Genomic DNA, 22,880 nt, shown 5'->3' with positions numbered 1-22,880 from the left:
CACTGTCGAATCATTCTTGCGGCCGGTAGCGATTCGATGGGCAAATTGTAGTCCTGTTGATCGCGTGAATTCATTGCACTCAGCGCAAAGCTGTTCCCCAAGCGAAAAAGATTATCGATCGATAATTAAGGCCTATAGTGAGACGTAGTCATCCGCGCGTTGAGCGCTGCATCTTGCTTGCCACACCGCTGTTCGCTGCACCCGTTGTTTCCACTGCGCCGATCGATACGACGGCGGATCCTTGCGTCACGCTGGCCCCACGGGCCGTCTGACGCGCAATGACGAGAGGTATTGATGAGGCGCGAAACAAACGACGAATCCAGGATCGGTCGACAGGACGTCGGAGAATGGCTGGGCTGGACGGTCCTCGTTGCAGCCGTCGGGCTGCTGTGCGCAGGCCTGATCTGGTCGCAGCGCAAGGACGCGATGCGCGAGGAAGAGCAGCGCATGACCGGGCAGACGAACGTCATCGGCCACAATCTGGTGCGCCAGCTGGGCGCCGTACGCAGCGTGCTCGGCGACGTGCGCGCCACCATCCTGCAGCGCGACGACGGCTGCGCGACCGCCTGCCAGCATGCGGCGATGCATGCACTGCGCGGCGCGATGCCCGGCGTACGCGTCCTGATGCTGGTGGAGCGTGGCGGGCAGGTCGTGTTCGCCGATGCGGAGCCCGGCGAACCCGCGCAGGCGAGCCGCGGCTTTCTCGCGGACCTTCATCGCGCCGTCTCGCCCGACATCATGTACCTGTCGGCGTCGATCGAGCCTGGCCATCCGGGCATCGAGGTGCGTGCCGCCTTGCCGCTGGCTGCCCATGGCGCTGGGCGCGGCCAGGTGCTGGTCGCCATCCTCGACCCGCAGTACTTCGACGTTGCCATGCGCTCGGCCTTGTATGCTTCCGACATGACGAGCGCGGTCACCAGCGACGACGGCACGCGGCTGCTGTTCGTGCCGTACGACCGCCAATTGCCCGTATACGATGCGCCCGGGCACACGGCGTTCTATGTCCGTCATCTGCGCAGCGGCGCATCCAGCACGGTCATGCAGGGTCCGCTCGGCAAGGGAGGCGAGCTGCGGCTGGTGGCCCAGCGCACCGTCGACGCCGGCGGGCTCCGGCTCGACCGGACGCTGGTCGTCAGCGTCAGCCGCAGCATGGCCGCCGTACGCGCACCATGGCGGCGTTCCTTGTGGATGTGCGGCGCGGCCTGGATCGTACTGGTATCGGCAGGAAGCATCGCGCTATACCTGCGCCAGCGGCGCCGTCGCTGGCTCCGCGCCATCAGCCAGCAGCAGGAAGCCGAACGGATCGCGGGAGCCGAACGGATCGAGCTCGCCCTGGATGGGGCCAAGCTGGGCGTGTGGGAACTGTGCCTGCAGACCGACCGGGTGCAACTCGACGTGCACGGCCTTGCCATGCTCGGCTACACCGCTTCCGACCAGGCGCCGATGGATGGCCGCTGGCTCGACCAGGTTCATCCGGAAGACCGGCCCGGCGTCGAGCGGGCGCGTCGCAGGGCCGCTTGCCAGGGGGGCGTCTACGACGTGGAATACCGCATGCGGCACCACGGCGGCCACTGGATCTGGCTGCTCAGCCGCGGCAAGGTCGTCGCGCGCGACGGCGCCGGCGCCGCCAGCCGGCTGGCGGGCACGCATATGGATATCGGCGCACGCAAGCAGGCGGAAGCCGAGATCGTGCGGCTCGCGTTCTATGACGGCCTCACCGGCCTGCCCAACCGCCGCCTGCTATTGGACCGGATCGCGCAGGCCCTGGCCAAGAGCGATCGCGCCCGGACCTTCGGCGCCGTGCTGTTCCTCGACCTCGACAACTTCAAGAGCTTGAACGATACGCTTGGCCATCAAGCGGGCGACAGTCTGCTCAAGCGGGTGGCCATGCGCCTGCAGGACGCAACGCGCGATACCGACACCGTGGCGCGCCTGGGCGGCGACGAATTCGTCGTGCTGCTCGAGGGACTGGGGAGCTCCGCCGGAGAAGCGGCGCGGCATGCGCAGCGGGTCGCGGACAAGATCCTGCATGCGCTGGGACTGCCGCACACGATCGGCGGACACGACATCCGCAGCACGCCGAGCGTGGGCATCGCCATGTTCGGTGCCGGCACGCATTCGGTCGACGACTTGATCAAGCAGGCCGACATGGCCATGTACGAAGCCAAGGCAGCGGGCCGCAACGCGGCGCGCCTGTTCGACCCCGCCATGCAGGTCGCGGCCGACCAGGGCGTCGTCCTCGAGGCCGGCCTGCGCCATGCCCTTGCCGCGCGCCAGTTCGTCCTGTACTACCAGCCCGTGTTCGACCAGGATGGCGGGATGGTCGGCGCGGAAGCGCTGGTACGCTGGCAGCGGCCGGGCAAGGGCATCGTCGGACCCGCCGAATTCATCTGCCAGGCCGAGAAATCCGACCTGATCGTCGAGATCGGCGACTGGGTTCTGGAGGCGGCGTGCCGCCAGCTGGCGGCCTGGCAAAGCGACGCGGCAACGCGCACGTTGACGGTGGCCGTCAACATCAGCGCGCGCCAGGCGCGCCGGCCCGACTTCGTGGAGCGGGTGCTGGCGGTCCTGTCCGCCGCGGGCGCCGATCCGCGCCTGCTGAAACTGGAGCTGACCGAAAGCATGCTGCTCGCGGACGTCGACGACATCGCCGCGAAGATGCGCCGGTTGAAGGCCCAGGGCATCGGCCTGGCGCTGGACGATTTCGGAACAGGATATTCGTCGCTGAGCTACCTGGCGCGCCTGCCGCTCACCCAGCTCAAGATCGACCGCTCGTTCGTGCGCGACATGCTCGTGACGCCGAACGCGGCAACGATCGTGCAGACCATCGTCACGCTTGCGCGCCAGCTGCAGCTCGACGTCGTGGCCGAAGGCGTGGAGAACGAACAGCAGCGCGCCGCGCTGATCGAGCGCGGATGCACCAGTTTCCAGGGCTTCCTGTTCGCGGCACCCGGTCCGGTCGAGGCGCTGCGCCGCTGGCATCCGCAAGCCGTCGCGCTCGCGGAACATTAAATGCCGCGCGGCAGCTCCGGATCAGGTGGATTCCGCCGCGGCGGGTGAAATCATCCCGTGACTGATGCCCAGTGCCACGGCATGTGCGCGGTTGCTTGCGCCAAGCTTGTCGAGCACGGCGCCGAGGTGGGACTTGACGGTGGTCTCGCCGATGCAGAGCAGGTCGCCGATGGCGCGATTCGACCGGCCGCGGGCGACTTCGCGCAGCACGTCGAGTTCGCGCATCGACAAGGTGCGCGGATCGCCGGTCGGGGTTGCGTCGCGCAGGGCATCCCCCAACGGATCGACGCCCGCATGGACGTCGCGAATCGCGGCGGCCAGCTTCGGGCCGTCGGCGGTCTTCAGCAGGTAGGCGGCGGCACCGGCGCCATGGGCGACGCGCATGCGCACCGTGCCGCCGCTGTCGGCCAGCACCACGACGCGGGCATCGGCCTGGACGCGCCGTATGGCATGGAGTTCGCCGAAGCCGTCGGCGCCCGCTACCCGGGGCGCCAGTATGGATACGTCGGGCCGGTGCGCGTCGAAGCAAGCGACGGCGCCGGCGCCGCCGTCCGAGACGGCGACGATGTCGAAGCCGCCTTGCGCGGCCAGGCAGTGCGCGACGCCGACCCGCATCAGCGGGTGGTCGTCCGCGATCGCGACGCGGATCCGGCAGGCGCCGGCATCCACGCGTTCAAGCATCCTGCTGCAGCAGCGGCAGGTCGTGGCGGCGCTGTCCCGTCACCTGCGCCAGGGCGTTGGCCAGGGCCGCCGCCATCGGGCCCTGCGCCGCTTCCGCGACGCCGAGGAAGGGCGCGCCGGGCTGGTCGAGCAGCGCTACCTCGATCCGCTCCGGCACGCCGGAAAAGCGCAGGATCGGATAGCTGCTCCAGTCGAAGCTGGCGATGCCGCCGGGACCGTAGCGCAACTGCTCCTGCAGGGTCCAGCTGGCCGACTGGATGATCGCGCCTTCCAGCTGGTTGCGCGCGCCGTCCGGATTGACGACCTGGCCGCAGTCGGCGGCGCAGGCCACGCGCAGGATACGCACGCGGTTCAGGTCCGGCTCGAACGCCAGTTCCACCGCGATGGCGACATGGGCCATGAGGTTCTTGTACTGCGCGAACCCGAAGCCCTGGCCGCGGCCGCGCGGCAGCCGCACGCCCGCCTTCCAGCCGAACATGGCGGCCGCGCGTGCCACCACGGCCTGGGCACGCGGCTGGCTGCGCAGGTGGTCGAGACGGAAGCGTACCGGATCGGCGCCGGCGACCGACGCCAGCTGGTCCATCGTGCTTTCGATTGCGGTGACGTTCAGGTGGGCGCCGAGCGAACGCATGGCCGAGGTGCGCAGCGGCGTCACCGGCAGGAAATGGTTGACGACGCGGGCGTTCGGGATATCGTAGAGCGGAAGCGCATTGCGGTCGCCACCGCCTTCCGGCTGCGGCATCGGCAGGGAAGGGCTCGGTTGGAACGGCTTGGCCAGCAGCTGCGCCGGCACCAGCTTGCCGGCGTTGCCGGGACGTTCGTTGTGCGAGCCGCTCCACAGTTCGTAGTGCCAGCGCTCGATGCGCCCGTCCGCGCCGAGTCCCGCGCTGACCGTCGATACCATGGCCGGCGCATACGGTTCCCACAGGTTTTCCTGGTCGCGCATCAGCTGTACCCGCACCGGCGTCCCCGGCACGGCGCGTGCCAGCAGCGCCGCATCGGCGGCGACGTCGTCGGCGCCGTTCTGCCCATAGCAGCCGGAACCCTCGGTATGGATGCAGCGTACGTGCTCCAGCGGCATGCCGACCAGTTCGGCGAGCGCGGCGCGCAGCGGATACACGCCTTGCGTATGCGTCCAGACGGTCAGCACGCCGTCCCGCAGCAGGCCAACCGCGCACGACGGACCGATCGAACCGTGCAGCACATACTGCTTGGTGTAGCGGGCGGTGACTTCGGAGCGGGCGGCGTTGGGGGCATCGGGGCCACGGCCCCGGTCGAGGACGACGATATCCTGGGACGGCAGGGACTGCAGCGTGGCATGGATGGCGCCCGGGTGCGGCAAGGCATGGCCGCCCTCCCAGCGGGCGCCCGCGGCCAGGGCGTTCATGGCGCTCACGGCCGGCCATTCGTCGTCCGCCAGGACCGCGAGATAGCTGCCGTCGCGGACCACCTGGCGCACGCCGGCCATGCGGCGCACCGCGGCCAGGTCGGCCTGGACGAGGCGCGCGCCGGGGCGCGGCGGACGCACGACGCGTGCGTGCAGCATGCCGGGCAGGCGCATGTCCTGCACGTAGGCGGCGCCTCCGGTCACCTTGGCCGGGATGTCGACCCGCGGCACGGGCTTGCCGATCAGCCGATAGGCGGCGGGGTCGCGCAAGGGCGAATGCTCGGTGGCCTGGCGGTGCAGGCCGGCGCCATCCAGGCCGGCCAGCGCCTGGCCGTAGTGCATCGTGCGCCCGTCCGGGGCGACGAGGCGGCCGCGCCGCAGGGTCACGCGCTCGGCCTGTTCACGCCATTGGGCGGCGGCGCCCTGGCGCAGCAGGGCCGCGACCTGGGCCGACGCGTGCAGCAGCGCCGCGCCGCTGTCGGCGATCGTATGGCTGCCCGCCGTGAAGCCTTCGTTGGGCGTCAGCGCCGTGTCGCCGCCGATGTAGCGGATGTCGGCCGGATCGAGCTCGAGCTGTTCGAGCGCGATCTGGATCAGTGCGGTCCGCACGCCCGTGCCGAGTTCGACCTTGCCGCTGCAGACGGTCACCTTGCCGTCGCGGTCCACGCGGATCCACGCATCGAGCAGCGGCGTGCGTTTCAGGCTGCCGGCCAGGCGCGGATTGGCGACCCCGGGCACGCCCATCGCGTTGAACTCGGCGCGGGCGGCGGCGGGCAGCAGGGAGAAGCTCAGGACCAGGGCGCCGCGCCTGAGCAGCGCGCGGCGCTGCGGATCCGGGGCGCTCATGCCGCGCCTCCAGCGACGTCCTGGATGGCGGCAAGGATGCGGTGGTGGGTCCCGCAACGGCAAAGATTGGGTTCCATGTGCGCGCGAATCTGCTGTTCGGTGGGGTGCGGATGCCGGTCCAGCAGCGCCTGGGCGCGCGTGATCATGCCCGCGATGCAGTAGCCGCACTGGGCCGCCTGGTGGCGGATGAACGCGGCTTGGAGCTTGCCGGGCCGGTCCGCGGTGCCCAGGCCCTCGACGGTGCGCACGCCGCGGCCTTCGAGGGCGGCCAACGGCGTCAGGCAGGAAAACGCGGGTTCGCCGTCGAGGATGACGGTGCAGGCGCCGCACTGGCCCATGCCGCAGCCGTATTTGGCGCCGTTCAGGTGCAGTTCGTTGCGCAGCACGTACAGCAGCGGCGTGGCGGGATCGGCGCGCAGCGCGTGCGTCTTGCCGTTGATGGTGACCTTGGTCGTCATGGTTGGGACTCCTTGCGCAGCTTGGCGCTGGTTGCGGCGACATCGCGCCAGGCGGGTTCGGCGGCGAGGCCGGTACGGACGTAGGCGGCCAGCTGGGCGACCTGCTCGTCGGTCAGCGTGGACGCGAACGGCGGCATGTAGACGGCGGACTGCGGCGCCCACGGTATGCCGTGCAGCACCGTCTGCACGAAATTGTCCGGCCGGTCGCCCAGGACGGCGCTGCTGCGCGCCAGGCCGGCACGGCCGTCGATGCGCATCATCGGTGCGGGTGCGGCGTGGCAGCCGGCGCAGGCGGCGGCGAACAGGTGTGCGGCCTGCGGATCGGGCGCGATGGCGGCGACGTCGCGGACCGGTGCCGCCGCCGGGCCGGCTGCAGAGGGCGCCTGGATCGACATCAGGTAGGCCACGATGGCCTCGACGTCCTCGCGCGGGACGGCGGCCAGGCGCTCGGCCACCGGGCGCATCGGACCCTTGGCGGCGCCGTGCGCGCGCGATAGTCCGCCGCGCAGGTAGTCGATTAGTTCGTCGTGGCGCCACGGCGCGGCGCCCTGCGCCAGCGTCGTCAGCGCGGGCGCATCCCAGCCGTCGATGCTCCCGCCCTGGAACGCCGGACGCCGTTCGCCACCCATGACGTTCAAGCCGCTGTGGCAGGACGCGCAATGGCCGAGCGTATCGACCAGGTAGCGTCCGCGTGCCACCGGCGCGGCTTGCGCGGACGGGACGTCGGCGGGGTCGGGGCCGGGGCGCAGGTACAGCAGGTTCCAGAACGCCAGCAGCGGGCGGAAGTTGAGCGGGAACACGAGTTCGTTGGGCGGCTGCGCCGTATGGACCGGCGCTCGCGACATCAGGTAGCCGTAGGCCAGATCGATGTCCTCGTCCGACATGCGGGTGTAATGGATGTACGGGAAGGCGGGATAGAGCAGGTGGCCGTCGCGCGCCACGCCTTCGCGCAGCGCGCGCCGGAACGCTTCGGCGGACCAGCGGCCAATGCCGGTGTCCGGGTCCGGCGTGATATTGGTGCTGTAGATGGTGCCGAACGGGGTCTTGAGGCCGAGCCCGCCGGCGTAGGCCGCGCCGTCCTTCGCGGTATGGCAGACCATGCAGTCGCCGAGCGCGACGATGCGCGCACCGGCCGCGAGGCGGGCCGGCGCAGGCATCGTCGCGCTCGCGGAGACGTCGGCGAGCGGTGCGATGGGCGCACGATGCGCCAGGGCATACAGCCCGCCCAGCGCGAGGACCAGCGCAGCGGCGGCTGCGCCGGCAAGGGGGCGAATCTTCATCTTGTTCCTATGCGAGTAAAAATACGTCGAGCGTGTACGGCGGCGTCAGGCAAGCGCCGTCAGCGCCGGGGTGTTCCTGGCCGTCCGTGCGGCCTGCTGCGCCGGGCTGCCCGCGGCGCCATCGCGCCGCCCGAGGCGGAAGCTGCCGACGAGCGCCGTCATGGCCGTCGCCTGGTCGTGCAGGCTGCCCGCGGCGGCGGCGGCTTCCTCGACCAGGGCGGCGTTCTGCTGCGTCACCGCGTCCATCTCCGTGATGGCGATGTTGACGTGGCCAATGCCGGTGCGCTGTTCGGCCGACGCCTCGGTAATCGCGGCCATCATGGTCGTCATGCGCGCCACGCTGTCGACAACCTCGCCCATCGTGATGCCCGCGCGCTCGACCATCTCGCTGCCCGTGCCGATGTTGCGCACGCTGTCGTCGATCAGCACCTTGATTTCCTTCGCCGCCGCCGCGCTGCGTTGCGCCAGGTTGCGCACCTCGGACGCGACCACCGCGAAGCCGCGGCCCTGGTCGCCGGCGCGCGCGGCTTCGACGGCGGCGTTCAGCGCCAGGATGTTGGTCTGGAAGGCGATGCCCTCGATGACGCCGATGATCGCTTCGATCCGGCCGGCGCTGCCGTTGATGGCCGCCATGGTGTCCACCACTTGCGCCACGGCGGCGCCGCCGCGCTGTGCGATGCCGGAAGCGGAAGCGGCCAGGGTGTTGGCGTGCCGGGCATGCTCGGCGTTGTTGGCGACGGCCTCGGTCAGCTGTTCCATCGAGGCGGCGGTCTCTTCCAGCGAGCTGGCCTGCGACTCGGTGCGGTTGGACAGGTCGATGTTGCCGGAGGCGATCTGCGACGATGCGGCCGCGATGGCCTCGGCGCTGGTCCGGATCGCGCCGATCATGCCGGCCAGGTTCTCCTGCATGGTCTTCATCGCATACAGCAGGCTGGAACGGTCGGCCGCGTCGGTGGACACGGTCATGCCGAGGTCCTTGGACGCGATCTTCATCGCCACCTCGACGGCATATTCGGGACTGCCGCCGAGGGTGCGGTGCAGGCTGCGGTTGATGCCGACGACGATGGCCGCGAGCAGCACGCAGACGGCGCCGGCCACCAGCGCGGCGGTGCCCAGCGAATCGTAGAACGCGGCATTGATGTCGTCGACGTAGACGCCGGTCACCAGCACCCAGCCCCACGGCTTGTAGCTGACGATGCGCGCCAGCTTGGCCGAGGTGCCGGAATGGCCGGGGCGTTGCCACAGGTAGGACAGGAAGCCTTCGCCGGCCGGCGAGGAGGCCAGGGCGGCGATCTCGCGGAACACGTACACGCCGTCGGGGTTGCGGAACCCGCTCATGTCCTTGCCGTCGTTGGCGGGGTTGCCGGGATTCTGGATGGCGTGCCCCTGCAGGTCCATCAGCGCCACGTAGCCGTCCTCGCCGTAGCGCAGGTTCTTCAGCACGGCCTTGGCCTGCGCCTGCGCTTGCGCGTCGGTGAGCCGGCCCGCGGCCGCGTCGGCGGCAAAGCCCTGGACGGCCGACAGGGCGACCTTGCTCACGTCCGCCAGGTCGGCGCGACGCTCGCTGAAGCGCAGGTCGCGTGCCTCCAATACCTGGAAGACCGATACCGCGCACAGGCAGGCCAGGCTGGCGACCAGCGGCAGCCACAGTTTTTGTCGAAACGTGAAGCGTCCCATTGTGGGTCCCTTATTGATCGTTTGATAGAATATATGACATGCATCAATAAAGAAAATAGTGATTCACGCCAACAAAAAGCAAGAATAAATGATCGATCGATTACTAACAAGAGGCGGATGCGCGAATTCGCATCCTCGCCACAGTCAGGCGGCGGACGCCAGTTCGTCGTAGTCCAGGTAGCCGCGCGCGCCGCCGCCGTAGAACGTGAACGGGTCCGGCTCGTTGTACGGGCCACCCTGGCGGATGCGTTCCACCAGGTCGGGATTCGCGATGAAGCGGCGGCCGAACGACACCATGTCGGCCATGCCGGACGCCACCAGGGCATTGGCGCTGTCCGGATCGAGGCCGCCGTTGGCGATGATGGCGCCCCGGAAGTTGGGCCGCAGGATCGCGAGGATGCGTTCCATGTCGGGCGCGCCGCCCCAGGCATTGGTGTCGGCGGCATGGATGTAGGCGATGCCCGCCGCGCTCAGGAGGCGCGCCACGTAGGTGTAGGTTTCCTCGGTCGCCGGGTCGATGGCGTTGTTGTAGGCGGCGAACGGGGAGATGCGCACCCCGACCCGGTCGGCCGGGACCTCTTCCAGCACCGCGCGCAGCAGCAGGTCGAGGAAGCGCACGCGGTTCAGCAGGCTGCCGCCGAACAGGTCGGTGCGGCGGTTCGTATGCGGGGACAGGAATTGCTGCGGCAGGTAGCCGTTGCCCGCGTGGATCTCGACGCCGTCGGCACCGGCGCGGATGGCGTTGCGCGCGGCCGCGCGGAATTCTTCGATGGCGAAATGGATCTCGTTGATGTTCATTTCACGCGCGGGCGATGCCGCGATGCGCGTGTAGAAACCGTTCTCCAGCGCACCGTACGCCTGCAGCAGGTGCAGGTCGTCGTTGACGGCGGACGGCGCCAGCGGCTCGCGGCCGTCCAGCAGCGCATACGAGCTGGCGCGGCCGCTATGCCACAGCTGGATGAACAGGTTGCCGCCTTTTGCATGCACGGATTCGGCCACGCGGGTCCAACCCAGCACCTGCGCCTGGTTGTAGATGCCCGGAGCCAGTTCGAACGCGGCCGAGTTGCGCGACACGTTGGTGGCTTCGCTGACGATCAGGCCCGCGGACGCGCGTTGCGCGTAATAGGCCGCGTTGGCGCTGGTAGGGACGCCGTCGTGGCCGGAACGCGCGCGCGTCACCGGCGCCATTGCGATGCGGTTCGGCAGGACCAGGGGGCCGAGGTGTAAGGGAGCGAGAAGGTTGTTCATGAGAGACTCCAGTGGAAGAGGCGTTCACTGTAACTGCCGGCCGCGCCGCCGATAAGCGGGCCGCAGCCGACAACACTATTGCGCCTGGAGCAAAGATGAGCCGGGTCAGACGGCGCAATAACGCGCCTGGATGTCCGCGTCCGCCAGCATGGCGTCGGCGCGGCCGCTATGGACGATGGCGCCTTGGTCGAGGATGTAGGCGCGGTCGGAGATGCCCAGCGCCGTCTCCACGCTCTGCTCCACCAGCAGGATCGTCTTGCCGTCGCGCTTGAGCTGCGCGAACAGCGCGAACATCTCGTCGACCAGCACCGGCATGATCCCTTCCGACGGCTCGTCGAGGAGGATCATGGCGGGATCGGAGGCGAGCGCGCGGGCGATCGCCAGCATCTGCTGTTCGCCGCCGGACATGGTCACGGCTTCCTGTCGCAGCCTTTCCTTCAGGCGCGGGAAGGTGGCGGCGATGCGTTCGACGATGTCGCGTTCCTGTTTCATCTTCCCGGACGCGACGATCCCCAGGCGCAGGTTCTCCAGCACGGTCAAGCCGGGCACGATGCGCCGCTCCTCCGGCACGTAGGCCAGGCCCAGGCCGGAACGCGCGTGGGCCGGCAGGGACAGCAGGTCGTGCGCCTCGAACGCGACCGTGCCGCGGGTCTTCTTCAGCAGGCCCATGACGCTCTTGAGCAGCGTGGTCTTGCCGGCGCCGTTGCGGCCGAGCAGCGCGACGACTTCGCCGCGGGCGACGTGGAGGGAGACATCCTGCAGGATGTGGCTGTTGCCGTACCAGGCATTCAATTTGTCGATCTCGAGCATGACGTCCTCAATGTTTGCCAAGGTAGACGCGCCTGACGTCGTCGTTGGCGCGGATGTCGGCGGGCGTGCCAGTGGCCAGCAGCTCCCCGTGGTGCAGGACGACGATGTGGTCGCTGATCCCCATCACCATCTTCATCTTGTGCTCGACCAGCACGACGGTGCGCTGTGCCGCCAGGCGCTGGATCAGGTCCATCATCTTGACGGTTTCCTCCGGACTCATGCCGGCGGTCGGCTCGTCCATCAGCAGCAGCTTCGGGTCGGCCGCCAGGGCGATGGCGATCTCCAACGCGCGCTGCTGGCCGTGCGCCAGCTCGCGGGCAGGGCGGGCGGCATGCTGGCCGATGCCGACCGCCTGCAACAGCGCGTGCGCGCGCGGCGCCAGGTCGAGCGTGTCGCGGCGGCGCCAGAAGTTCATGCGCGCCACGCCGGCCTGCAGCGCGATGCGCACGTTGTCGAGCGTGCTGAAGGCCGGGAACACGTTCGTGGTCTGGAACGACTTGGCCACCCCGAGGCCGGCGAAGCGGTGCTGGCGCAGGCCCGACACGTCGACGCCGTCGAACACCACGCGGCCCGACGAGGGCGCGAAGCTGCCCGACAGGACGTTGAAGAAGGTGCTCTTGCCGGCGCCATTGGGCCCGATGATGGACGTCAGCTTGCCGCGCTCGAACGCGACCGATATCTCGTTCAAGGCGGTGAACTTGCCGAAGCGGCGCGTCAGGCGCTCGGTGCGCAGGATGATGTCAGCGGCCATGGGTCTTCTCCAGGATCGTGCCCCATACTCCCTTGGGGAAGAACAGCACGAAGAACATGAATACGGCGCCAACGTACAGCTGCCAGTGCTCGGTCCATAGCGAGAACGTGTCCTGGATCAGCAGGAACAGCGCGGCCCCGACGAACGGCCCGAAGAACGTCCCCATGCCGCCCAGCAGGCAGATCATGACGACGAGGCCGGACGTTTCGTAATGCAGGCTTTCGATCGCGACGCTGGACAGGTGGATCGCGTCGAGCGCGCCCGCCAGTCCGCACACGGCGCCGGACAGCACGAAGGCCAGCAGCTTGGTATGCTCGACGTTGAAGCCGCAGGCGCGGGCGCGGGCCTCGTTTTCCCGGATCGCTTCGACGGCGCCGCCGAATGGCGACTCGAGCACCCGCGACAAGGCCAGCAGCGCCGCGGCGACCACGGCCAGGAAGGCCAGGTATTTGGCGGTGGGGTCGAGCAGGTCGATGCGCAGGCCGGCCAGGCGGACCTGCGCGACGTTGACGCCGCGCAGGCCGTTCTCCCCGCCGGAGCGGGGAAACTGGTAGACGAGGAAATACACGCATTGCGACAGCGCCAGCGTCACCATGGCGAAATAGATGCCGCGCGTGCGGATCGCCAGCAGCCCCATCGCCAGCGCCAGGATGGCGGCGGCCAGCACCGCCGCCGGCAGCGCGATCCACCACGGCAAGGCTGCCTGGGCGATCAGGATCCCGGCGCAGTAGGCGCCGATGCCGAACAATGCCGCATGGCCGAACGACAGCATCCCCATGTAGCCGAACACGAGGTTGAAGCCGACGCCGAACAGGCCGTAGATCAGGATGTTGACGGCGACCGATCCGTTCGGGACCAGCCAGGGCAGGGCCAGCAGCACCAGCACGCTGGCAAGTACACGGTGGGCGCGGATGCGATCGAAAAAAGGGCGCGTCGTGCCGACGCGTTGCAGGATATCGGTATGCACGTTCATGGCATTCCTCTCAATGCGCCAGGCCGGGACGGCCGAACAGGCCTTGCGGACGCACCAGCAAAACCACGGCCATGATGACGAACATCGACACCTTGGCCGCCTCCGGCACGAACAGCACGGCCAGGCTTTCCACGATACCGATCAGGATGCCGGCCACGACGGCGCCGACCAGCGAGCCCATGCCGCCGACGACGGTCACCACGAAGGCAACGGTCAGGACCGAGCCGCCCATCTCGGGACTGATCCCCTGGATCGGCGCGGCCAGGAAGCCCGCCAGTCCGGCGACGCCGGTGCCGAGGCCGAACACGATCAGCCAGACGCGGGCCACGTCGATGCCGAGGATCCTGACGATCTGCGGGTCGCGCGCGCCGGCCCGCACGATCAGTCCGAACGAGGTCTTTTCGATGAACAGCCACAGGCCGGTCAGCACCAGCGCCGTGGCGCCGATGACGAACAGCCGGTACAGCGGAAACTGGCCGACCAGGATGTTGGCCGAACCCTCCAGCAGTTCCGGGCCGTCGACCGGCATTCCCTGTTTTCCGAACCCGATGCGCACGGCTTCGATCATCACGTAGGCAAGACCGAAGGTCAGCAGCAGGGGGTAGTCGATGCCGCGCCCGTACAGGGGCCGCACGAGCGTGCGTTCGACCAGCATGCCGAAGGCGCCGACGACGAGGGGGGCCAGCACGAGGCACAGCCAGAAGTTCGGCATTACCCGGTACAAGGCGTAGCCGGCATAGGCGCCGACCATGAAGAAGGCGCCGTGCGCGAAGTTCACGACGGTGAGCATGCCGAAGATCAGCGACAGGCCGACCGCGAGCAGTACGTAGACCGCGCCCAGCGCGAGTCCGGTAAACAGCTGGAGTCCGACCAGCTGGGGAGTAATGCCATCCATGATGCCTCCTGCGGTAAAGGTGGAAGGCCGGACGGGCCATGGCCGGCCGGTCCGGTTGCGTTCAGGGTGCCGGCTTGTGGCCCAGTTCGGCGCAGCTGCGCAGCGCCCAGGTGGATGCGGGCGCGACATGCAGCACGGAGAACAGGTCGGGCGAGCCGGAAGGCGCCGCCTTCGACTGCAGCACCAGTACCGACTGGACCGACTGGTGGTCGCAGGCACGGTAGGACTGGATGCCTTTGTAGGTGTCGTAGCGCAGCGCGACCAGCGCGTCGACGACTTTTTCCGCATCGCTGCTGCCCGCCGCCTTGACCGCCAGCAGCAGCGACTTGACGGCGGAATAGGCCATCGTGCCGTAGTCGGAGGGAACGGCGCCGCCGTAGGCCTTGCGGTAGCGGTCGTTGAGTGCCCGCGCTGCCGGCGTGGTCGCCTCGATTCCCCAGTAATACGAGCTGCCGCCGATGACGCCGTCATAGACGCGCGCGCCGGCTGCGACGCGGGACGTGTAGGTCAGCACCGGCGTCACGAATTTCATATTGCTCTTCATGCCGAATTCGGCCGCCTGCTTGATCGAAATCTGGTTGTCGCGGCCGAAGTTGTTGAAGACGAGGACATCGGGGTGCATCGCCATCAGGCGCGGCAGGAACGGCGAATAATCGGTGGCTCCAAGCGGATGGCGGATTTCGCCCACGACCTGCGCGCCGACTTCCTTGGCCACCCGCGTGAAACCGCGCGTCATTTCCTGGCCGTAGGCATAGTCGGCCGTGAGGAAGGCGATGCGCATGCCCTTCCTGAATGCGTAGTGTCCGACGGCCTGCGTCGTCATGTGCGGATTCAGCGATTCGTGGAACGTGTAGCGCGAGAAGTCGGCCGCCTCGTTGATCGCATCCGACTGGCTGATCGAGATGTACGGCACGCGGCGCTGCCGGATCACGTTGTTGACGGCCAGCTGGGTGGCCGCCGACAGGCTGCCGACGATGAAGTCGGCATGGTCCTTGTCGATCAGCTCGAGCGCGCGCGTCGCCGCTTCCGCCGGGTTGAGCCGGTCGTCCCTTACCAGGAGCTCGGCCTTGCGGCCGGCCAGTCCGCCGGCGTCGTTGAATTCCTGGATCGCGAGTGTCGCGTTGCGGACCTGGTCCTGGGCTTCCGCGCCGTAGGGGCCGGTAAGCGGCACCGGCAGGCCAATGCGGATCGGGGTGGGCGGCGCGCCGGCCGCGCGGGATGGAATCGTCGCGCAGGCCAGGCAGGCTGCGCCGGCAAGCAGGGCAAACTTGATCATGTCGTCTCCGTTGTCGAAACCTGCCGGCGGCTGCCGGGGCTTCCTTTTTAATGAGCGTTCGATAAATAATCGAACGACACGGTTGGAATGTCAAGCGAGATTTGTGGCGATCGCGCTTGCTATTGATCGATCGATCACCTATATTCATTCGTACCTGACACGATGGAGGAGATCATGGGAATACGAAAACTGGGCCATTATTCGATCCGCACCGGTGACCTGGAAGCGTCGCGGCGCTTCTATACCGAGATCCTGGGACTGAAGGAGGGCTTCCGCCCGCCATTCAAGTTTCCGGGCATCTGGCTGTACGCGGGTGACGACGAGGCCGATTTCGGCGTCGTGCACATCATCGGGATCGACCCGCACGATGCGCAAGGCCTGAAGGATTATCTCGGCGACAAGGACGAGGCCGCGTTGAACGGTACCGGCGCCGTCGACCACATCGCCTTCCTCGCCACCGGGCTGGAGGCGATGCGTGCGCGGCTGGCCGCGGCCGGCCTCGCGTTCACGGAGCGCACCGTGCCCTCGCTCGGCCTGTTCCAGCTGTTCCTCACCGACCCCAGCGGGGTGACGATCGAAATGAACTATCCCAACGACGAGGCGCGCAGCCTCGGGTTGGCATGAAGGAGAACGCCATGTCGAAGGGACACGTGGCCATCATCGGCGGCTCGCTGGGCGGCCTGTTCGCGGCCAACCTGTTGCACCGCGCGGGCTGGAAAGTGGATGTATACGAGAGGGTGAGCGAGGAACTGGCCGAACGCGGCGCCGGCGTCGTCACCCATCCGGAACTGTTTGACATACTGGCGCTGATCGGGATCGACGACCGCGACCTCGGCGTACGCGTCGATGCGCGCCTGACACTGGCGCGCGACGGCAGCGTGATCGGCGAGCACGCGCATCCGCAAGTCCTTACCGCCTGGGGACGGCTGTACGCGCTGCTGCGCGCGGCCCTGCCGGACGCCTGCTACCACAACGGCAAGCACCTGGTCGGCCTGGCGCAGGACGAGCGCGGCGTCAGCGCTCGGTTCGCGGACGGCAGCGGCGCCACCGCCGACCTGCTGCTGGCGGCGGACGGCATTCGTTCGACGGTGCGCGCGCTGCTGGCGCCGGAGGTACAGCCGGCCTATGCCGGCTACGTTGCCTGGCGCGGCCTCGTCGATGAAAGCGCGCTCAGTCCGGAGACGCACGCCCGGCTGTTCGGCCACTTCGGCTTCTGCCTGCCGCAACGCGAACAGATGCTGGGCTATCCGGTCGCGGGGGCCGGCAATGCGATGGAAGCGGGAGCGCGGCGCTACAATTTCGTCTGGTACCGCCCGGCGGACGCGGCCGAGGTGACGCGCCTGTCGACCGACGCCGCCGGCCGCGTCTACGAGAAGGGCATTCCGCCGCCGCTGATCACGGATGCGGTCCTGCGCGAAATCCGTGCGGTGGCGCGCGACACCCTGGCGCCGCAGTTCGCGGAGGTGGTCGAGCGCACCGCGCAGCCGTTCTTCCAGCCGATCTACGACCTGGAGTCGCCGAACCTGGCGTTCGGGCGGGTCGCGCTGCTGGGCGACGCGGCGTTCGTGGCGCGCCCCCATTGCGGGATGGGCGTGACCAAGGCCGCGCGCGATGCCTTGTCGCTGCTGGACTGGCTGGAGCGCTGCCCGGTCGCGGATGCGTTGGCCGGGTATTCGCGCGAACGGGTCGCCTACGGCAAGCGCATCGTCGCCCATGCGCGCCACCTGGGCGCCTACATGCAGGCGCAGCTGGCGACGGCGCATGAGGTGCGCATGGCCGAACTGTACCGCACCCCAGCCGCCGTCATGCGCGAGACCGCGGTGCCTCCGCGTTTCGAGACGGACGGCGAACGCGCCGCGGCGGGCTGATTTGTCAAACGATAATCGGATCACTATACTCGGCGCATACAGCAAAAGGCCATCATGAGTTCGATTATCGTAAACAAGACCGGTACGGCGAAAGCGGCGAAGGCGGCGAAGGCGGCGAAGGCGGCGAAGGCGGAGGAGGGCGCCTCGGCGGTGCGCGTGGCGACGCGCCGCCTCGCTCCCGAGGAGCGCGAGCAGTTGATCGTCCAAAAGGCCATCAAGTATTTCGCCACGTACGGGTTTTCCGCCAGCACCCGCGATCTGGCGAAGGAGATCGGCGTCTCCCAGCCGCTCCTGTACCGCTATTTCCCGAACAAGGATGCGCTCGCCGACCGCGTGTTCCACGAGGTCTACCTGTCGCGCTGGAATCCGGAGTGGGAAGACATCCTCAGGGACCAGGCCCGTCCCCTGCACGAACGCCTGCTCGAGTTCTACCAGCAGTACGGCCGCGTGATCCTCAAGAGCGACTGGATCCGCATCTTCATCTTCGCCGGGCTGACGCGCGAAGGCATCAACAACCGCTACCTCGCGCGCCTGCGCGAACGGGTGTTCGACGTCGTGCTGGCCGAGATGAGGCGCCAGTTCAAGGTGGCCGACCCGACCCCGCAGCAGTACGAGGACGAGATCGAATTCATCTGGGGCATGCACGCCGCCATCTTCTACGTGGGCGTGCGCAAGTGGATCTACGGGATGCCCGTGCCCAAGGACCTCGACCGCCTGATCGCGCAAAAGGTCGAGGCATTCCTGGACAGCGCTCCCTCCGTACTGAAGCGCATCCGCAAGGCCTGAACGCTCAGGCCAATCCAAGCATCCGGCGGGCATTCCCGCCGAGGATGGCTTCCTTGTCCGCGTCGGACAAGCCCGGCGTGCCGAGCACATGGTCGGCCGGCCGGCCGGACCACGGGAAAGGGTGGTCGGACCCCAGCACGACCTGCGACACGCCGACCTGGCGCACCAGGTGCTGCAGCGCCTCCGGCGTGAAGACCAGGCTGTCGAAGAACAGCTGGCTCACGTAGTCGCTGGGTTTTCTCTTCAATGCGGGCCCATGCGCGCAGGCGCCGGGATTGACGAAGCACCCGTGGTCCATGCGCGCCGCGGACGCGGGGAGGTAGCCGCCGCCGTGCGCGGCGCAGATCTTCAGCGCCGGGAAGCGGTCGAGGACGCCCTCGAAAATGAAGTGCTGCAGCGCGGTCGCCGTCTCGAGCGGATAGCCGATCACGTTCGCCATCCAGCCGTTGCCGGCGAAGCGCCGTCCCATCTCGGGGATGCCGGTCGGGTGCACGAACAGCGTGGCGCCCAGCTCCTGCGCACGCGCCCAGATGGGATCGAAGCGCGGGTCGGCGAACATGATGCCGTCCACGCTGCCGCCGATCGCCGCGCCGCGCAAGCCGAGGCGGCGTACGGCGTCGTCGAGTTCGCGCACCGCCAAGTCTGGATGCTGCAGCGACAGCGAGGCGAAGGCGGCGAAGCGGTCCGGCTGCGCCGCGCACAATTCCGCCAGTTTCTCGTTCTGCAGGCGCACGATCTTGGCCGACGTGGCGCGCTCCTGCGTGTACCAGAACGGATTAATGCTCAGCACTTCCATGTCGACGCCCTGGGCATCCATCGCAGCCAGCCGCTCCGCGATCACGATCACGTTTTCCTGCCCGCCTTTCATGGTCTTCGGATACAGCGCGAAGACATCCAAGCCCGCCAGCGCCAGCGCCTCGGGAATCACGCAATGCGCATGCACGTCGATGGTCCTGGCGGTGCGGCGTCGGACGGGGGCCGGCGCAGCGGACGGCGCGGCCGGGACGGGGCCCGCCACGCCCGCCGCGCAACAACCGGTGAGCACGATACCGCCGACCGCCAGGACGCCGTGTCCAAGGAATTGTCTTCTGTCCGTTATCATCGCCTCCTTTTAAATGATAGTTCGATCATTAAACTTGTTCTGATGCGCCGCTTGAATTTTGTTTTGAAGCAACAAAAGCCAAGTATTCAGCGTTTTACGGCATCGGCAGTGTACAAGGCTAAGTGATCGAACGATAATCGAAATATCGATCACGAACAAGGGGAAGAAATGAAGGCAGCTCGTGCTTTTGCCGTCATGGCGGCGACGCTGGTCATCGGGGGCAGCGCATGCGCGCAGACGGCGCCGCAGTTGTACGGCGTGCTCGACTTATGGGGCGGACGCTCCGAGACGAGCGGGGGCGACCGGGCGTCGACCATGGTCAACAACGGCGGCATGCAGACCTCGTTCTGGGGATGGAGCGGCAGCGAGCCGCTGGGCGGCGGCACGCGGGCGATCTACACGATCGAAGGCTATCTGCAGCTCGACACGGGCGCGAGCGGCCGGACGCCGACCGACGCGATGTTCGCGCGCAATGCCTTCGTCGGGCTGCAAGGTCCGTTGGGCGAGCTGAAGATGGGGCGGATCCTGAATTCCCTGTTCGTCGCGACGGCGCAGTCCAATCCGTTCGGCGGCTCGATCCGGCTGGCGCCCTTGCTGGCCCAGATATGGTCGCCCCAACAAGGACGCGCCGTATCCGGCGATACGAGCTGGGACAACGTCGTGTCGTACACGACCCCGGCCATGGCGGGCGCCAGGCTGGCCGTCCTGGTGGGACTGGGCGAAACCGCGTTCGGCACGTCGGCGCACAACCTGAATGCGACGCTGAGCTGGGTCGCCGGCCCCGCCGCGCTGTACGCGACCGCGCAGCGCGTGCGCGTCGGTCCCGGCCTGGCGGCGGTCGGCACGTCGGAGCAAACGACGTATTTCATCGGCGGCAGCTACGACCTGGGCCGCATCAAATTGTTCGGATCGTACGACCTTGCCGACAGCGACGCTCCCGACCTGGAAGCGCGCACCGGACAGGCCGGCCTCGCCGTCCCTGCCGGCGCCGGCAGCATCATGGCTTCCTGGGCCAGGACGACCATCGATGCGGCGGGAGCCGCGCCCGCCCGGCGCGATACGGGCGCCTTCGGCTACGACTATGCCTTGTCGCGGCGTACCGACGTGTATGCGGTCGCGCAGGTCGACAGGCTCACCGGCGCCAACCGTGCGAAGACCTATGCGCTCGGCATCCGCCACCGGTTCTGAAGTGCCTCCCGCGGCGGGCAGCGACCGCAAGCACGTTCTTTTTGCCCGGCCTGCTGTGAGGTAACATGCGGCTCAGAACAGGAATCCAAGCGAGATCATGGATCGATTTGCCGAACTGAAGACTTTCTGCATCGTTGCCTCCACCGGCGGGTTCTCGACCGCTGCGCGCCAGCTCGGCAGCGCCACGTCGTCGGTGACACGGCTGGTCGACGCGCTCGAGCAGCGCCTCGGCGCGGTGTTGCTGAACCGGTCCACGCGCAGCGTCACATTGACGGCCGCGGGGCGCGCCTATTATGAGGATGCGCAGCGTATCCTCGAACAGCTCGACGCCGCCGACGATGCCGTCTCCGATCGCGCCACCGGCATCAGCGGCGTGATCTGCGTCGCCGCGCCGGTGACGTTCGCGACGATGTACTTTTCGCCGATCCTGCTCGAGTTGCGACGGCGCCACCCGCGTCTGGCCGTCGATCTTCGGCTGAGCGACAACGCCAGCAATCTCATCGACGAATCGATCGACGTCGCCATCCGCATCGGCAACGTCGATGCGCAGGCCAACCTCGTGGCGCGCCGCCTGGGGGCGCACCGGCGGCTGCTGTGCGCCAGCCCGGCCTACCTGGCCGAACGGGGCACGCCGCGTCATCCGGCCGACCTGCTCGAACACGATTGCCTGCAGTTCTCGTTCGCCGACAACCGCAGGACCTGGCGCCTGCGCCGCAACGATGCCGTGGGTGACGTGAAGGCGGAACACATGCCGATCGAGGACATCGCCGTCAACAGCGTGGTGCAGGTGAATAACGGCGAACTGCTGCGCCAGGCCAGCATCGCCGGCCTGGGCATCGCGATGCTGGCGCAGTGGCTGGTGCGGGACGACCTGCGGGCAGGGCGGCTCGTACAGGTCCTGGACGGATACGACGTGAATCCCGGTTCGATGGATGTGGCGATGTACGCCCTGTACCAGGCCAACCGGCGTGGCTCGCGAAAAATCCACGCGTTTGTCGAATTGTTGTCCGAGCATCTGGCCAAGGTAGATGCTGCATCGCATATCCCATAACGCCGGTGGCGAACTTGCTGCCTCACATGCGAGTGCCGATCGGTTCGTGCGCGGAATCTCCATGCACGTGAACGCCGACCAGGTAGGTGGTCGGCAACCTCGGCCTGCTGACGGCGACCGTGTTCCTGGCGGGCACGCTGATGAATACCGCGCAATCCTCGCTGCCCGCGCTGGCGGCCATGTACTACCCGACCCGGGGCCGCGCCACCGGGGCCGCCTGGATGCTGGGCGTGGGCCGCTTCGGGGGCATCGCGGGCTCCTTCCTCGTCGCCGAACTGACGCGCCGCCAGCTGCCGTTCGGCGACGTGTTCACGGTCGTCGCGGCCGCCGCCGTGGTCTCCACGTCCGCCCTCGTCGTCAAGTTCCTGATCGACCAGCGCAAGCCGCGCGGCGGCGATCCGGCTTTGCGCGCGCAGGTGGGCCTGCACTGAGGCTTAGGCACGCCGCGTGCGCTATCGCGACGCTCCTTGCGCCGTGTCAAATCGACTGATGCATTTCGCTGTTTTGTAGGCGGCTTCTCGTGATAGCGTCTTCGCGAGCTGTCAAGAGGAGCGTTCTATATGTCATGCGAGCAATGCCGCAGTAATCCGGACGGACCATACACCGGCAGGATTTGTGATTGGTGCCAACAGCCGATCGGCCGGCCTGAACCTCTGCCAGGCGAGACGCCGCCCTACACGCCAGATTCGACAGGTCGTTGGCTCCCGAGCAGACCGTCACCTGGGGCCGAGGCTTTGGGCGCACAAACCAGCGCGCCGCGCGAACCACCACGCGTCAATGCGTCCTCTAGCGTAAGAGCATGGTGCTGGATTGTCTTGATTCTGAGCCTGGTACTAGTGCTCGTCTGCTTGTGAATTGGAATGCGGGCTTTCGGCCGGTCCGGTTCAGAAACTAGACAAGCGATGCCGGGGCGTGTGGTGTACTGACCTGCTCAATGACTTGCGGGCAGATACGCTACTTGAAACCGTTCGGCCAGCTTGCGCAAGCGTTCGTCCAGCGTCCACAACCGGGCGCCGGTAGTCAGCATTGTCGATGTCAGCAGCGTCAGATCCACCAAGCGGCATCCGAGTCCATACAGGTGTTCGCGTTCGATGAGTTCCCGGACTTCCGCAAGACTGGCCTGCCGCGACTGCGTCAGCGCCGCAAGGTCGGATAGCGTGCGTCGGCGTGGCGCCGGCGGGGTTCCGCATGCCAGTTCAGTGACAACCATGGGATGGGTAATGGCCAGGTCCAGCGACAAGAGATCGACCAGATTCTCGTTAGTACGGCGAAAATGATCTACCCAGATCGATGTGTCGACCAGCACTTCGTTCACGTCGCCACGTCCGCGCCGCGTCGCGGAATGTCCGCCATTCCGGGCGATGCCCCGCCGAGTGCGGCAAGCCGTTTGGCAGCTTGTACCCGCACGGAGGTCTTGATCGCCTCCCTGAACAGGTCCGCTTTGTCCATGTCGGGATCGGCCATGTCGAGTGCCTTGGCGTACAGCTCGTCGTCGATGGTCACGGTAGTACGCATGTCAGCTTCTGCATCACATTTGAGACGATTCTGCATCAGATCTGGCATCGCGGCAAGCAGCCTGCAGTGATGCGTC

20 protein-coding genes and 1 pseudogene are annotated in these 22,880 nt (G+C 67.8%); 7 read left to right on the top strand and 14 right to left on the bottom strand.

The features are described 5' to 3' along the window. Positions 1-294: 294 nt before the first annotated feature. Positions 295-3,012: a bifunctional diguanylate cyclase/phosphodiesterase gene (locus QPK32_RS02940; RefSeq protein ID WP_290411281.1), complete on the top strand. Its 2,718-nt coding sequence runs from the start codon at positions 295-297 to the stop codon at positions 3,010-3,012. 21 nt (positions 3,013-3,033) lie between these two features. Here the strand turns inward: QPK32_RS02940 and QPK32_RS02935 are convergent, their stop codons facing one another. The 11 genes from QPK32_RS02935 to QPK32_RS02885 form a co-directional block, all read right to left on the bottom strand. After that, the gene (locus tag QPK32_RS02935) at positions 3,034-3,693 is read right to left on the bottom strand and encodes a response regulator transcription factor (protein ID WP_290411280.1); all 660 of its coding nucleotides are present in this window, start codon (positions 3,691-3,693) and stop codon (positions 3,034-3,036) included. Further along, on the bottom strand, positions 3,686-5,926 hold the full coding sequence (locus QPK32_RS02930) for a molybdopterin cofactor-binding domain-containing protein (protein ID WP_290411279.1): 2,241 nt from the start codon (positions 5,924-5,926) through the stop codon (positions 3,686-3,688). Before QPK32_RS02930 ends, QPK32_RS02935 begins: the two co-directional genes overlap by 8 nt. Then, positions 5,923-6,384: a (2Fe-2S)-binding protein gene (locus tag QPK32_RS02925; protein WP_290411278.1), complete on the bottom strand. Its 462-nt coding sequence runs from the start codon at positions 6,382-6,384 to the stop codon at positions 5,923-5,925. The genes QPK32_RS02930 and QPK32_RS02925 overlap by 4 nt, the downstream gene beginning before the upstream one ends. Continuing rightward, a complete protein-coding gene (locus QPK32_RS02920) occupies positions 6,381-7,664 on the bottom strand; it encodes a c-type cytochrome (RefSeq protein WP_290411277.1) in 1,284 nt (427 codons plus the stop codon). The genes QPK32_RS02925 and QPK32_RS02920 overlap by 4 nt, the downstream gene beginning before the upstream one ends. A gap of 45 nt (positions 7,665-7,709) precedes the next feature. Beyond that, on the bottom strand, positions 7,710-9,341 hold the full coding sequence (locus QPK32_RS02915) for a methyl-accepting chemotaxis protein (RefSeq protein WP_290411276.1): 1,632 nt from the start codon (positions 9,339-9,341) through the stop codon (positions 7,710-7,712). A 144-nt stretch (positions 9,342-9,485) separates the two neighbouring features. Next, positions 9,486-10,589 (bottom strand): alkene reductase, encoded by a 1,104-nt coding sequence (locus tag QPK32_RS02910; RefSeq protein WP_290411275.1) that lies wholly within the window; start codon positions 10,587-10,589, stop codon positions 9,486-9,488. Between the two features lie 105 nt (positions 10,590-10,694). After that, positions 10,695-11,420, bottom strand: a complete 726-nt coding sequence (locus QPK32_RS02905) for an ABC transporter ATP-binding protein (protein WP_290411274.1) — start codon at positions 11,418-11,420, stop codon at positions 10,695-10,697. Beyond that, positions 11,407-12,150, bottom strand: a complete 744-nt coding sequence (locus QPK32_RS02900) for an ABC transporter ATP-binding protein (protein ID WP_290411273.1) — start codon at positions 12,148-12,150, stop codon at positions 11,407-11,409. Before QPK32_RS02900 ends, QPK32_RS02905 begins: the two co-directional genes overlap by 14 nt. Beyond that, positions 12,140-13,123 carry a branched-chain amino acid ABC transporter permease gene (locus tag QPK32_RS02895; protein ID WP_290411272.1) on the bottom strand — a complete coding sequence of 328 codons (984 nt, stop codon included), beginning with the start codon at positions 13,121-13,123 and terminating at the stop codon, positions 12,140-12,142. The genes QPK32_RS02900 and QPK32_RS02895 overlap by 11 nt, the downstream gene beginning before the upstream one ends. Positions 13,124-13,133: 10 nt before the next feature. Continuing rightward, positions 13,134-14,018: a branched-chain amino acid ABC transporter permease gene (locus tag QPK32_RS02890; protein ID WP_290411271.1), complete on the bottom strand. Its 885-nt coding sequence runs from the start codon at positions 14,016-14,018 to the stop codon at positions 13,134-13,136. Between the two features lie 61 nt (positions 14,019-14,079). Further along, on the bottom strand, positions 14,080-15,294 hold the full coding sequence (locus QPK32_RS02885) for an ABC transporter substrate-binding protein (protein ID WP_290411270.1): 1,215 nt from the start codon (positions 15,292-15,294) through the stop codon (positions 14,080-14,082). Between the two features lie 174 nt (positions 15,295-15,468). On the opposite strand from QPK32_RS02885, the gene QPK32_RS02880 reads away from it, so the two are divergent. From QPK32_RS02880 to QPK32_RS02870, 3 genes are read left to right on the top strand one after another with little or no spacing between them, the layout of a single operon-like run. Further along, positions 15,469-15,918, top strand: coding sequence for a VOC family protein (locus QPK32_RS02880; protein WP_290411269.1), 450 nt, complete (start codon positions 15,469-15,471; stop codon positions 15,916-15,918). 11 nt (positions 15,919-15,929) lie between these two features. Further along, positions 15,930-17,162, top strand: a complete 1,233-nt coding sequence (locus QPK32_RS02875; protein WP_290411268.1) for an FAD binding domain-containing protein — start codon at positions 15,930-15,932, stop codon at positions 17,160-17,162. A 54-nt stretch (positions 17,163-17,216) separates the two neighbouring features. Then, positions 17,217-17,948 carry a TetR/AcrR family transcriptional regulator gene (locus tag QPK32_RS02870; RefSeq protein WP_290411267.1) on the top strand — a complete coding sequence of 244 codons (732 nt, stop codon included), beginning with the start codon at positions 17,217-17,219 and terminating at the stop codon, positions 17,946-17,948. A 4-nt stretch (positions 17,949-17,952) separates the two neighbouring features. Here the strand turns inward: QPK32_RS02870 and QPK32_RS02865 are convergent, their stop codons facing one another. Beyond that, positions 17,953-18,993: an amidohydrolase family protein gene (locus QPK32_RS02865; RefSeq protein ID WP_290411266.1), complete on the bottom strand. Its 1,041-nt coding sequence runs from the start codon at positions 18,991-18,993 to the stop codon at positions 17,953-17,955. A 225-nt stretch (positions 18,994-19,218) separates the two neighbouring features. On the opposite strand from QPK32_RS02865, the gene QPK32_RS02860 reads away from it, so the two are divergent. The 3 genes and pseudogenes from QPK32_RS02860 to QPK32_RS02850 form a co-directional block, all read left to right on the top strand. Continuing rightward, positions 19,219-20,238 (top strand): porin, encoded by a 1,020-nt coding sequence (locus QPK32_RS02860; RefSeq protein ID WP_290411265.1) that lies wholly within the window; start codon positions 19,219-19,221, stop codon positions 20,236-20,238. A gap of 97 nt (positions 20,239-20,335) precedes the next feature. Then, positions 20,336-21,289, top strand: a complete 954-nt coding sequence (locus QPK32_RS02855; protein WP_290411264.1) for a LysR family transcriptional regulator — start codon at positions 20,336-20,338, stop codon at positions 21,287-21,289. Positions 21,290-21,381: 92 nt separating this feature from the next. Beyond that, positions 21,382-21,720: pseudogene (locus QPK32_RS02850) on the top strand (aromatic acid/H+ symport family MFS transporter); the annotation flags it as partial. A gap of 500 nt (positions 21,721-22,220) precedes the next feature. Here QPK32_RS02850 and QPK32_RS02845 read toward each other — a convergent pair. Both QPK32_RS02845 and QPK32_RS02840 read right to left on the bottom strand, forming a co-directional pair. Beyond that, complete coding sequence (locus QPK32_RS02845; protein ID WP_290411263.1) at positions 22,221-22,604, bottom strand: PIN domain-containing protein; 384 nt, start codon at positions 22,602-22,604, stop codon at positions 22,221-22,223. Further along, positions 22,601-22,804: a type II toxin-antitoxin system VapB family antitoxin gene (locus QPK32_RS02840; RefSeq protein ID WP_290411262.1), complete on the bottom strand. Its 204-nt coding sequence runs from the start codon at positions 22,802-22,804 to the stop codon at positions 22,601-22,603. Before QPK32_RS02840 ends, QPK32_RS02845 begins: the two co-directional genes overlap by 4 nt. Between the last annotated feature and the right edge of the window lie 76 nt (positions 22,805-22,880).

Source organism: Massilia sp. YIM B02763 (genome assembly GCF_030412015.1).
In the GTDB taxonomy this organism is placed as follows: Bacteria; Pseudomonadota; Gammaproteobacteria; order Burkholderiales; family Burkholderiaceae_D; genus Telluria.
Note: the sequence above shows the minus strand (reverse complement) of the source record. Positions and strands in the feature narration are given on the sequence as shown.

Bases quoted from the DNA above. Each gene is read 5' to 3' on its own strand.
- QPK32_RS02940 (WP_290411281.1), top strand. From the start codon at position 295: ATGAGGCGCGAAACAAACGACGAATCCAGGATCGGTCGACAGGACGTC.
- QPK32_RS02935 (WP_290411280.1), bottom strand. From the start codon at position 3,693: ATGCTTGAACGCGTGGATGCCGGCGCCTGCCGGATCCGCGTCGCGATC.
- QPK32_RS02930 (WP_290411279.1), bottom strand. From the start codon at position 5,926: ATGAGCGCCCCGGATCCGCAGCGCCGCGCGCTGCTCAGGCGCGGCGCC.
- QPK32_RS02925 (WP_290411278.1), bottom strand. From the start codon at position 6,384: ATGACGACCAAGGTCACCATCAACGGCAAGACGCACGCGCTGCGCGCC.
- QPK32_RS02920 (WP_290411277.1), bottom strand. From the start codon at position 7,664: ATGAAGATTCGCCCCCTTGCCGGCGCAGCCGCCGCTGCGCTGGTCCTC.
- QPK32_RS02915 (WP_290411276.1), bottom strand. From the start codon at position 9,341: ATGGGACGCTTCACGTTTCGACAAAAACTGTGGCTGCCGCTGGTCGCC.
- QPK32_RS02910 (WP_290411275.1), bottom strand. From the start codon at position 10,589: ATGAACAACCTTCTCGCTCCCTTACACCTCGGCCCCCTGGTCCTGCCG.
- QPK32_RS02900 (WP_290411273.1), bottom strand. From the start codon at position 12,150: ATGGCCGCTGACATCATCCTGCGCACCGAGCGCCTGACGCGCCGCTTC.
- QPK32_RS02895 (WP_290411272.1), bottom strand. From the start codon at position 13,123: ATGAACGTGCATACCGATATCCTGCAACGCGTCGGCACGACGCGCCCT.
- QPK32_RS02890 (WP_290411271.1), bottom strand. From the start codon at position 14,018: ATGGATGGCATTACTCCCCAGCTGGTCGGACTCCAGCTGTTTACCGGA.
- QPK32_RS02885 (WP_290411270.1), bottom strand. From the start codon at position 15,294: ATGATCAAGTTTGCCCTGCTTGCCGGCGCAGCCTGCCTGGCCTGCGCG.
- QPK32_RS02880 (WP_290411269.1), top strand. From the start codon at position 15,469: ATGGGAATACGAAAACTGGGCCATTATTCGATCCGCACCGGTGACCTG.
- QPK32_RS02875 (WP_290411268.1), top strand. From the start codon at position 15,930: ATGTCGAAGGGACACGTGGCCATCATCGGCGGCTCGCTGGGCGGCCTG.
- QPK32_RS02870 (WP_290411267.1), top strand. From the start codon at position 17,217: ATGAGTTCGATTATCGTAAACAAGACCGGTACGGCGAAAGCGGCGAAG.
- QPK32_RS02860 (WP_290411265.1), top strand. From the start codon at position 19,219: ATGAAGGCAGCTCGTGCTTTTGCCGTCATGGCGGCGACGCTGGTCATC.
- QPK32_RS02855 (WP_290411264.1), top strand. From the start codon at position 20,336: ATGGATCGATTTGCCGAACTGAAGACTTTCTGCATCGTTGCCTCCACC.
- QPK32_RS02840 (WP_290411262.1), bottom strand. From the start codon at position 22,804: ATGCGTACTACCGTGACCATCGACGACGAGCTGTACGCCAAGGCACTC.